The sequence below is a fragment of the Thiorhodospira sibirica ATCC 700588 genome (assembly GCF_000227725.2).
Lineage (GTDB): Bacteria > Pseudomonadota > Gammaproteobacteria > Ectothiorhodospirales > Ectothiorhodospiraceae > Thiorhodospira > Thiorhodospira sibirica.
Map to the genome: position 1 here is coordinate 94,116 of NZ_MU255057.1, position 9,267 is coordinate 103,382.

General features: G+C 58.2%; 7 protein-coding genes and 1 pseudogene. 7 read left to right on the forward strand and 1 reads right to left on the reverse strand.

Annotated elements, in window-relative coordinates; genetic code table 11:
• The first annotated feature begins 72 nt into the window (after positions 1 to 72).
• A protein-coding gene (locus THISIDRAFT_RS13930; RefSeq protein WP_246585433.1) for an IS5 family transposase occupies positions 73 to 874 on the forward strand; the annotation gives its coding sequence in 2 pieces (ribosomal slippage) (positions 73 to 102 and positions 104 to 874; 801 coding nt in all).
• Positions 875 to 896: 22 nt separating this feature from the next.
• Here THISIDRAFT_RS13930 and THISIDRAFT_RS13935 read toward each other — a convergent pair.
• Positions 897 to 2,144 carry a TMEM43 family protein gene (locus THISIDRAFT_RS13935; protein WP_006788523.1) on the reverse strand — a complete coding sequence of 416 codons (1,248 nt, stop codon included), beginning with the start codon at positions 2,142 to 2,144 and terminating at the stop codon, positions 897 to 899.
• A 319-nt stretch (positions 2,145 to 2,463) separates the two neighbouring features.
• Between THISIDRAFT_RS13935 and THISIDRAFT_RS13940 the strand changes: the two genes are divergently transcribed.
• The 6 genes and pseudogenes from THISIDRAFT_RS13940 to THISIDRAFT_RS13965 form a co-directional block, all read left to right on the forward strand.
• A complete protein-coding gene (locus tag THISIDRAFT_RS13940) occupies positions 2,464 to 3,090 on the forward strand; it encodes a trimeric intracellular cation channel family protein (protein ID WP_006788522.1) in 627 nt (208 codons plus the stop codon).
• Positions 3,091 to 3,140: 50 nt separating this feature from the next.
• Positions 3,141 to 4,451, forward strand: a complete 1,311-nt coding sequence (gene rsmB, locus THISIDRAFT_RS13945; RefSeq protein WP_006788521.1) for a 16S rRNA (cytosine(967)-C(5))-methyltransferase RsmB — start codon at positions 3,141 to 3,143, stop codon at positions 4,449 to 4,451.
• Positions 4,451 to 5,011 (forward strand): DUF4390 domain-containing protein, encoded by a 561-nt coding sequence (locus THISIDRAFT_RS13950; protein WP_006788520.1) that lies wholly within the window; start codon positions 4,451 to 4,453, stop codon positions 5,009 to 5,011. Before rsmB ends, THISIDRAFT_RS13950 begins: the two co-directional genes overlap by 1 nt.
• Positions 4,996 to 7,200, forward strand: coding sequence for a sensor histidine kinase (locus THISIDRAFT_RS13955; protein WP_006788519.1), 2,205 nt, complete (start codon positions 4,996 to 4,998; stop codon positions 7,198 to 7,200). Before THISIDRAFT_RS13950 ends, THISIDRAFT_RS13955 begins: the two co-directional genes overlap by 16 nt.
• A gap of 31 nt (positions 7,201 to 7,231) precedes the next feature.
• Positions 7,232 to 8,608, forward strand: a complete 1,377-nt coding sequence (locus THISIDRAFT_RS13960) for a sigma-54-dependent transcriptional regulator (RefSeq protein ID WP_006788518.1) — start codon at positions 7,232 to 7,234, stop codon at positions 8,606 to 8,608.
• Between the two features lie 191 nt (positions 8,609 to 8,799).
• Positions 8,800 to 9,050: pseudogene (locus THISIDRAFT_RS13965) on the forward strand (IS5/IS1182 family transposase); the annotation flags it as partial.
• Positions 9,051 to 9,267: the final 217 nt, after the last annotated feature.

The window sequence follows — 9,267 nt, forward strand, 5'->3', positions numbered from 1 at the left end:
TCAACTCAGAGGCTGTTTGGAAATTAATCGCGTAATGGCTTAACCTACGATTTTTTCTAGGAAGTGGCCCACATGCCCCAGAAATGCAGCAAGAAGATTCGCAAAAAAACGCTACCCGAGTCACCTCAGCGACGGCGCCTGGAAGGCGATCAAGCCGCTGTTGCCGAGCGCCCCGGTCGGGCGCCCTCGTAAGCTCAGCATGCGCCAAGTCATCAATGCGATCATCTATGTCCTGCAGACGGGCTGCCAGTGGCGTCAGCTGCCGCACGACTTTCCTGCCTGGTCGGCAGTGTACTATGACTTCAATCGCTGGCGGCGCGATGGAACCTGGCAGCGTCTTCATGACAGGCTACGCGCTCGGCTACGGCAACGCCACGGGCGTCACAAGCATCCAAGCGCCGGGTGTCTGGACAGCCAAAGCGTCAAGACCACGGCGATCCCTGGTGAGCGCGGCTATGACGCCGGCAAGAAGATCAAGGGCCGCAAACGCCATCTTCTGGTCGATACCCTGGGGCTGGTGCTGGCCGTCGTTGTCACCGCCGCCAGCGTGCAAGACCGTGATGGGGCGCGCCAACTCCTGTGCCATCTCCCCGGTCATTGCAAAAAGCTGCGCAAAATCTGGGTTGACGGCGGCTACAGTGGACGCCTGGTTGACTGGGTTGCCCAGCGCTTTCGTTTCGTCTTGACGGGGGTCTTGCGTCCCAAGGAGCGCCGAGGGTTTGTTTTGTTGCCGCGACGCTGGGTTGTTGAGCGGACCTTTGGCTGGCTGAACCACTCACGCCGTCTGAGCAAGGACTACGAGCGCTTGATGTCGAGCAGCGAAGCCTGGATTTATCTCGCAATGAGTCGACTGATGGCTAACCGCTTGGTTTGAGGCGGTAGTTTCCAAACAGCTTCTAAGATGGATTGGGTGTTGATGCGGGTGGGGTATCAACCGGTTTTTGGTTTTTCTTCAAAAGCAGGGTAGCGGCGGTGATGCCTGCAGCGGAGATGAGTAGCAAGCCGATGCCCAGGAGTGGGCGGTAAAACAGCCAGGCCAGGCCAATGGTGAAAAAGGAGAAAAACACGGCGCTGGTAGAGGCCATTAGGCCGGTGCCAGCGCGCACGATGGTGCCAAACAGCGGGATGACATCGGCCAATACGCCCAGTGGCCCGAGTACCATCTTCAATCCAGCCGACATCATGACAAAACCGACCAACCGCAGGATCCACAGGAGCAGGGTGTTTTTGCTGTGTTCAGAGGAGAACATGGCCTCGGCGGAATGCTGGCCGGGATAGAGCAGGTTGATGGTGGTATTGTGCTGGGTGCGGTAGGCTTCAAAGCTTGTCCCGCTTTGCCGGGCAATGATGCTCACGGTTTGCGGATAAGCCACGCTGTAGGTGATGCGCAGATCGCCGATTTGGGGGTTATGGGGATCATCACCGAGATACAGCATCTCACCCAGACGCTGCACCCTCGGGGAGGTATTTGCTGAAACCGTATCCGGGGCGGCGTCAGCTTCCGGGGTATCCGTAGCAGGTGCGGCCGGTGGCGCAACGGTGTGCGTTGTGCTGAGATTCAGCGGTTGATTGGCCGGAATCATGTTGATTTGACTGGCGTTGAGCGTAAAATCACCGACCTGTACTGCCGTAGCGCTCCAGTTGCGCGAGGCATACGGCATACTCGCGGGGTTTTGATGCCCCTGCGGCTGGGCAAATTGGCTGGAGCTGATCAAACCCTCCGCCCAGCCTTTGCTGTAGCTGTAAGTCGTGACGGTTTCGGTACTGCCGCCCAGTTGGGTGCGCTCTTCGGTTTGCTTGCGCTCTTGCCACTGAAACATCTCGACCTTGCGCACCAGCCGGATGGCATTGACCTCAATAGCAAAATCCGGGTCGCTTAACCGGGCATCAGTGCGTGCCTCACCGCTCAGATGCACCAGACGACCTGCATAGGCTTGTTGCAGTGGGCGCTCCGGGATACTGACCACCACCCCGGCACCTTCTTCCAGTCCCTTGGCGGTTTTTACCGCCCGTCCCTCATTCCACCATAACACGGGAAAGGCCAATACAAACAATAAAAGCCCAAAGCCAATGGCCTTGAAGGAGGCCGCAAGACGCTTGAGCCAGGACGTGGTGGTCACCTGCGTGAATTGATCTGACGCCATGATTAAGGTTCCTCGATACGCCATCACTGCATGGGGGGATTGAATACGGGATATATCCGCAATGCAGTCGCGTTTTTGCAGACCGCACCTGGGCATCATACTGCGTTAATCAGCTCGGGTCTGCGTACCGGTTATCCATTTTGCTACGCAGCGTGCATAGCCTCACATCAGCCATGCCACGCAGGTATAGCAACGGCCTGCGATGATGGCCATAATTTTAGGCATGACACGGTGTAGCGCGTGTGCGCTTTTGCGGTAAATTTTGCGGATACTCTGGGGTATCTGCACCCGGTTTAAGCTTCTTTTCGAGACTCATTGTATGCTGGCATTGATTGAGATTGCGGCAATTTGTGCGTTTGCCATTTCAGGGTTGATCGAGTCTGTGCGCAAGCGCATGGATATCGTCGGGGTGTTTACGGTGGCGTTTGTTAGCGCCTTTGGCGGGGGTACTGTGCGCGATGTGTTGCTGGATCATCGTCCCTTTGTGTGGGTGGTGCATCAGGAATATATCTGGCTGGTGCTGGGCCTGACGATTGCCGGGCCACCGCTGCTGCGCCTGATGCAGCATCGGGCAGCGGTCAAATTGATGCAGTTTACCGATGCCCTGGGGCTGGGACTGTTTGCCGCCTCCGGGGCGGCGCTGGCCTTGGTAGCCGGGATGCCGGTGACGGTGGTGGTATTGCTGGGCGTGATTACCGGGGTCTTTGGTGGCGTGCTGCGCGATGTGTTATGTAACGAGATTCCGGTGGTGTTTCAGGATCATCGCCCCTATGCCCTGTGCGCCTTTATCGGCTGTTGGGTATTGGTGGGCTTGCATACGCTGGAAGCACCGACATGGCTCAGTCTGACCGCCGGGGTGGTGACAACCACCGGGCTGCGCTTGCTGGCTCTGGCCCTGGATTGGAAAATCCCCGCCTGGCCTGCGTTGCGCAAGCCGCGTTCTTAGCTATACTGCAGACTCTCTTTATTAACTGACTGGCCGAGACGTATTATTCAATGTCTGCACGTTTTGTCGCCAGCCGCGTGATTGTGCGTGTGCTGGATGGTGGGCAATCGCTGAGCGAGGCCCTGGAAACCGAGTTACCCGCTTTGCCGGGGCGTGAGCGGGCGCTGGCACAAGCCTTGAGTTATGGCACGGTGCGCTGGCATGGCCGTCTGGAGGCGTTGTTGGCGCAGCTGTTGTCTCGCCCGCTGAAACGCCGTGATCAGGATATTTCTTATGTGATCGAGATGGGGCTGTTTGAGCTGCTCTATCAGCGCACTCCGGCCTATGCGGTGACCGCAGAGGTTACTGAGTTGGCGCGTGTGCTGGGCAAGCCCTGGGCGGTGGGTCTTATTAACGGCATCTTGCGGCGTGTGGTGCGTGAGCAGGATGCGCTGTGCGCCCAGCTGGATCAAAACCCGCAGGTGCGCCATGCCATGCCGCCGTGGTTGTATGCACGTCTGGCTGCCAGTTATCCACAGCACCTGGCGGCGCTGCTCACGGCGATCAATGCCCATCCGCCGATGACCTTGCGGGTTAATCTTGCCCGTATCACGCGAGATGAGTATCTGCAGCGCCTGCAAGCCACCGGGCTTGCGGCCAGCGCGCATCCTGGCGTGGCCAGTGCGGTGAGCTTGCAGACACCGGTGGATGTGCAGCAGTTGCCCGGTTTTGCGGAGGGTGAGGTATCGGTGCAGGATGCGGCGGCACAGCTGGCGGCGGGTTTGCTGGCGTGTCAGCCGGGAATGCGGGTGCTGGATGTGTGTGCGGCGCCGGGCGGAAAAACGGCGCATCTGTTGGAAAGTGTCAATGGGGCGCTGGATTTGACCGCACTGGATATTGATCCCCAGCGCCTGGCGCGGATTGAGGCCTATCTGACGCGCCTGGGCTATCGCGCTACAGTGCGCTGCGGTGATGGACAGCAGCCAGCGCCGTGGTGGTCGGGGGAGGTCTTTGAGCGTATCTTGCTGGATGTGCCGTGTTCGGCCACCGGGGTGATGCGCCGTCATCCGGATATCAAATGGTTGCGGCGGGCCAGTGATATTGAGGCCCTGGCGACAACCCAGCAGAATCTGCTGGAAGCGGTGTGGCCGCTGCTGGCACCTAATGGCGTGTTGCTGTACGCCACTTGTTCCTTGCTGGAGCAGGAAAACGAGGCGAATCTAGCCGCCTTTGTGGCCCGCCATGCCGATGCCCAGGTGTTGCCGATTACGGCGGACTGGGGCATTGCGCTGCCCTTGGGTCGACAGATTCTCACCGGGGATCAGGGGATGGACGGCTTTTATTATGCGCGTCTGCAAAAAGCGCGGAGTCTGGCCGAGTGATGGTGTTGAAACTCGGCGTTTGGGTGGTGCTGGCAATGGCGCTGTTAGTGGGCAATGCCGCCCGTGCCCAGGAAACCCAGCTCAAGGTAGAACATGCCCGCACCTATCTCAGTGAGGGCGTGTATTATCTGCACGCCGATTTACACTATCGCCTCGGCAGCGTCCTGGATGAGGCGCTGCACAGCGGCGTGGCCCTGACCTTTGAGGCACAGATCCAGATCATCCGCCCGCGTGACTGGTGGCTTAATGTCACCAGTGCCGAATTGTCTTTGCGCTATCGGCTGGAATATCAGCCGCTGACCCGCCTGTATGTGTTGACGCATCTGAATACCGGCGTCAAACAGACGTTTTTCCGTTTATCCTCGGCCTTGCACGCGATGGGCAAGATCGACCGCGTTCCCCTGCTGGATGCTGCGCTGCTGGATGCCGATGAAGCGTATCGGGCGCGGATGCGCAGCCGCCTGCTCTTTGATGCCCTGCCCTTGCCGCTACGGGTACGCGGCTATATCGGGCGTGAATGGAGTCCAAGCAGCGATTGGTACACATGGCCACTCCGCTAAGTGCCTGGCCTTTGCGGCTGGTGCCGATGGGGATTTTATTTGTATTGCTGCTGGTTTCGCTGTGGCTGATGGGCGAGGCAGTACACAATTCCGCCCGTTTTGAGCAAATCTATATCTGGCTGCTGTTGTTTAACACCCTCGCCCTGTGTGTGCTGACCCTGCTGATCAGCATCAAGCTGTATCAGGCGATGGTCCGCTTCCTGCGCCAGGAACCCGGTTCCCGGCTGACCCTCAAACTGGTCTTGACCTTTGTCACGTTGATCATCATTCCGGTGCTGATTGTTTATCATTTCTCCTTGCGCTTTCTGGATGAAGGCATCGACAGCTGGTTTGATGTGCGCGTGGAAAAAGCCCTGGAGGATGCCCTGGAATTATCGCGGGTCTCGCTGGATCTGCGGGTACGCCAGTTTGCCCGCCATACACAGCTGGTAGCCAAGGAGCTTACCCAGATTCCTGAGCCGCTGGTGGCGCTGCGTCTCAATGAGCTGCGTGAAATCGTCGAGGCCACTGAGCTGATCCTCATCGGTGCCAATAATCGCATCATTGCCGCCAGCAGCGGCGAAGGTATTCACCGCCTGCCGTTACTCCCGTCTGCCGAGATTTTGCAGCTGATTGCCCTGGGGCGTGATTATGTCGGTCTTGAGCCGATTTATGAGCATGGCTTTTCGGTGCGCGTCCTGGTGACCTTACCAGCACTCACCCACGGTGAAGAAACCCGCATCCTGCAAGGGATTTTCCCGTTGGCCACGCGCATGAGTCTGTTGGCCGACAGTGTGCAGGATGCCTTTTTGGAATATCAGGAATTTTTATATCTGCGCCAGCCGCTCAAGCAAAGCTTTACCATCACCCTGTCGCTGGCCTTGTTGGTCTCGGTGCTGGCAGGAATCTGGGCGGCTTTTTACTCGGCCAAGCGGCTGGTCGCCCCCATCACTGAACTGGCCGAAGGCACCCGGGCGGTGGCCGCCGGGGAATACCATAAACGCCTTAGCGTCAGTTCTGAAGATGAGCTAGGCTTTCTGGTACGCTCGTTTAACAGCATGATTGCCACCCTGGCGGCTACGCGTGATGAGGTGGAATACAGCCGCCGCCTGGCCGAAAGTCAGCGCACCTATCTGGAAAAGGTTTTACAGCATCTGTCCTCCGGGGTGATTACCCTGGATCGGCATCTGGTCCTGCAAACCGCCAATACCGCCGCCAAACTGATTCTGGAAACGGATCTGGGTCAACATCTGGGCAAGCCACTGCCCCAGATCGGTCAGCATCATGCCCTGGTAGGGCATTTTTATCAAAAACTGGGTGCACATCTGGAAGATAGCGATATTGACTGGTTTGAGCAGATTGACCTGTTTGGTCAGGATGGCCGCAAAATCCTCACCTGCCGGGGCGTCTGGCTCCCCGATGATGCCGGTTTGCGCGGCGGGCATGTGCTGGTTTTTGATGATGTCACCGAATTATTGCAGGCCCAGCGCGATGCCGCCTGGGGCGAGGTGGCCCGTCGCCTGGCCCATGAGATCAAAAATCCCCTGACGCCGATTCAGCTCTCTGCCGAGCGCATCGAGCACAAACTCAAACCGCATCTGGGGCTTGAAGAGATGCGCTTTTTGCAGCGCTATACCCATACCATCGTGCAGCAGGTCGAGGCGATGAAGGCGATGGTCAACGCTTTTAGCGCCTATGCCCGCCCCCCCAATCTGGAGCTGCGCGAGATGGATCTCAACGAGCTTATTATTGAAGTGACCGAGTTGTATCGGCATAGCCGTGCCGGTTCACAGCCGCTAGCACTGAATCTGCAACTCGCCGATGCCCTGCCGCGCTTACATGCCGATGCCGGGCGACTGCGCCAGTTGCTGCATAATCTCATCAAAAATGGTCAGGAGGCGCTCGATGGGGTCTTGGAACCGCGCTTAACCATCCTCACCCGCTGCCCGGGTGATGCGCAACGTAGCGCCATTGAATTGATCGTCAGCGATAATGGCCCAGGGATTCCGGCAGAATTACTGCCGCAGCTGTTTGAACCCTATGTCACCAACAAACACAAAGGCACCGGCCTTGGCCTGGCCGTTGTGAAAAAAATTGTCGAAGAACACGGCGGCATGGTCACCGCCAATAACCCAGAACGCGGTGGTGCCTGCATCACCGTGCGTTTACCCCTGAAAAACTGTGCAAAAAAAGAGCTGGTCCCTGCGTAGCACGCGGGCCACACATAACGGATAACTGACTGTGAACAATGCCTATATTTTGGTGGTTGATGATGAACCGGATATCTGTACCCTGGTGCAGGATATTCTCGAAGACGAAGGCTATGCCGTGGCCACGGCCAGCAATCTGGCCCAGGCCCGCGAACAACGCCGTCTGCGCCGCCCGGATTTGATCTTGCTAGACATCTGGCTGCCCGATGGTGATGGCATCCAGCTGCTCAAGGAATGGCATGATGCTGGCGGTTTGCCCTGTCCGGTGGTGATCATGTCCGGTCATGGCTCGGTGGAAAATGCCGTCGAGGCGACCCGCCTTGGCGCCTATGACTTCCTTGAAAAACCCTTATCGCTGGCCAAGCTTACGCTCACCATCCAGCGCGCCTTGCAGGCCGACCAACTGGTCAAGGAAAACCTCGGGCTGCGGCGTCAGTTTGAAAAAAATGCCCACCCCGTCGGGGATAGCCATATCATGCACTCCCTGCGCGAACAGGCCCAGCGCATCGCCCAGCATGACACCTGGGTGCTGATGACCGGAGAGGCCGGTGTGGGCAAGCAGACCTTTGCCCGCTATCTGCACAGCCAAAGCGCCCGGCGCGATCGGCCTTTTGTGGAGGTGGTCGTGGCCGCACTCAGCCGCGAAGAATCCACCGTGGAATTATTTGGCCAGGAGCGTGGCGAACGGATTCGCTACGGCCTGCTGGAACAGGCCAGCGGGGGCGTGTTGTTTTTAGATGAAGTCGCCGATATGGATTTACCGACGCAAGGACGCCTGCTCACCGCCCTGGAAAGTCAGCGCCTCACCCGCGTAGGTGGCAGCGATCCCATCCCCATCAATGTGCGGGTGATTGCCGCCAGTCAGCAAGACCTGGAAACGGCGGTGCGCAACAACCAGTTTCGCGATGACCTGTATTATCGCCTCAGTGTCGTGCCGCTGCACATCCCGCCCTTGCGCGAACACCTCGACGATGTGGCGCACCTGCTGCGTCATTATGCCGAAGTGCTGCATCATCAGGAGGGACTGCCCTTGCGCCGCTTCAGCGAAGCCGCCCAGGATTTTCTCTCCCGCTACCCGTGGCCGGGCAATGTGCGTGAATTGCGAAACCTGGTGCAGCGCCTGCTCATTTTGGGCAGCGGCGAACAGATAGAACGCGAAGAAGTGGAACGCGCGCTGTCTGGACGCCCCACCCATGAAATCGAACTCTCCGACAGCATCGGCCTGAATCTGGAAATGCCCCTGCGCGAAGCCCGCGAAGCCTTCGAGCGCCATTACCTGCTGCATCAACTGGAGCGCGTAGAAGGCAATATGACCCGACTGGCCGAAAAAGTCGGCGTCGAACGCACCCACCTGTACCGCAAACTACGCACCCTGGGCCTGGATACCAAACGTAGCAAGGAAAATTGACATCCCTATCGGTTTTAATGAGGCATTCTCCGTTTGCGCCTTATATCCCCAGCCTTCAGACCGGGGATATAAGGCGTGGTATCAGCCTACCCCACCTCACATAAGGGCACCTCGAAAAACCTCAGCCCCCGCTGAGTGGCAAAATGACATCGTAGTGAAACCTGCCACAGCCGATCCAATGAAAAACGCACCGCCATCAGATCCAGAGGAAGGGCACGCGCAACACGCCGCTGTTGGAGTGTCAGCAGCGCCAAAACCACCGCATTGCCAAGATGCGTGCTCGCGTCGAACCTGTGTTTGGGAGCATCGAACAGAGGGGCGGCAGGTTGATCCGCACGATGGGTCAGGCGTGCGCAAACTTTGCGCGCTGACAATGCTGGCCGCCTGCTACCCCCTCAAGCGGCGGGTGTATTTCCGGAAGGTCGGAGCTAAGGCCTTCTGACGCCCAACATGGGCCGAATCGCCGTTTCACAGGGCGATTCGCCAGAAAAACGGGGTGATACCGCCCGAAAAAGCGGTGATTCGCCGGGGAAATTGAACCGAATTCGGTCATGGCCATCATTTGGCGGTCGGGTTCATTGAAAAACCCGGGTTATTCGAGGTGCCCTTAGAACCTGTTCAAAGTCTCTTAAGCAAGATGCCCAGGAAGGCCAGGTGAA

Coding starts and splice junctions, on each gene's coding strand:
- THISIDRAFT_RS13935 (WP_006788523.1), bottom strand. CDS start 2,144: ATGGCGTCAGATCAATTCACGCAGGTGACCACCACGTCCTGGCTCAAG.
- THISIDRAFT_RS13940 (WP_006788522.1), top strand. CDS start 2,464: ATGCTGGCATTGATTGAGATTGCGGCAATTTGTGCGTTTGCCATTTCA.
- rsmB (WP_006788521.1), top strand. CDS start 3,141: ATGTCTGCACGTTTTGTCGCCAGCCGCGTGATTGTGCGTGTGCTGGAT.
- THISIDRAFT_RS13950 (WP_006788520.1), top strand. CDS start 4,451: ATGGTGTTGAAACTCGGCGTTTGGGTGGTGCTGGCAATGGCGCTGTTA.
- THISIDRAFT_RS13955 (WP_006788519.1), top strand. CDS start 4,996: ATGGCCACTCCGCTAAGTGCCTGGCCTTTGCGGCTGGTGCCGATGGGG.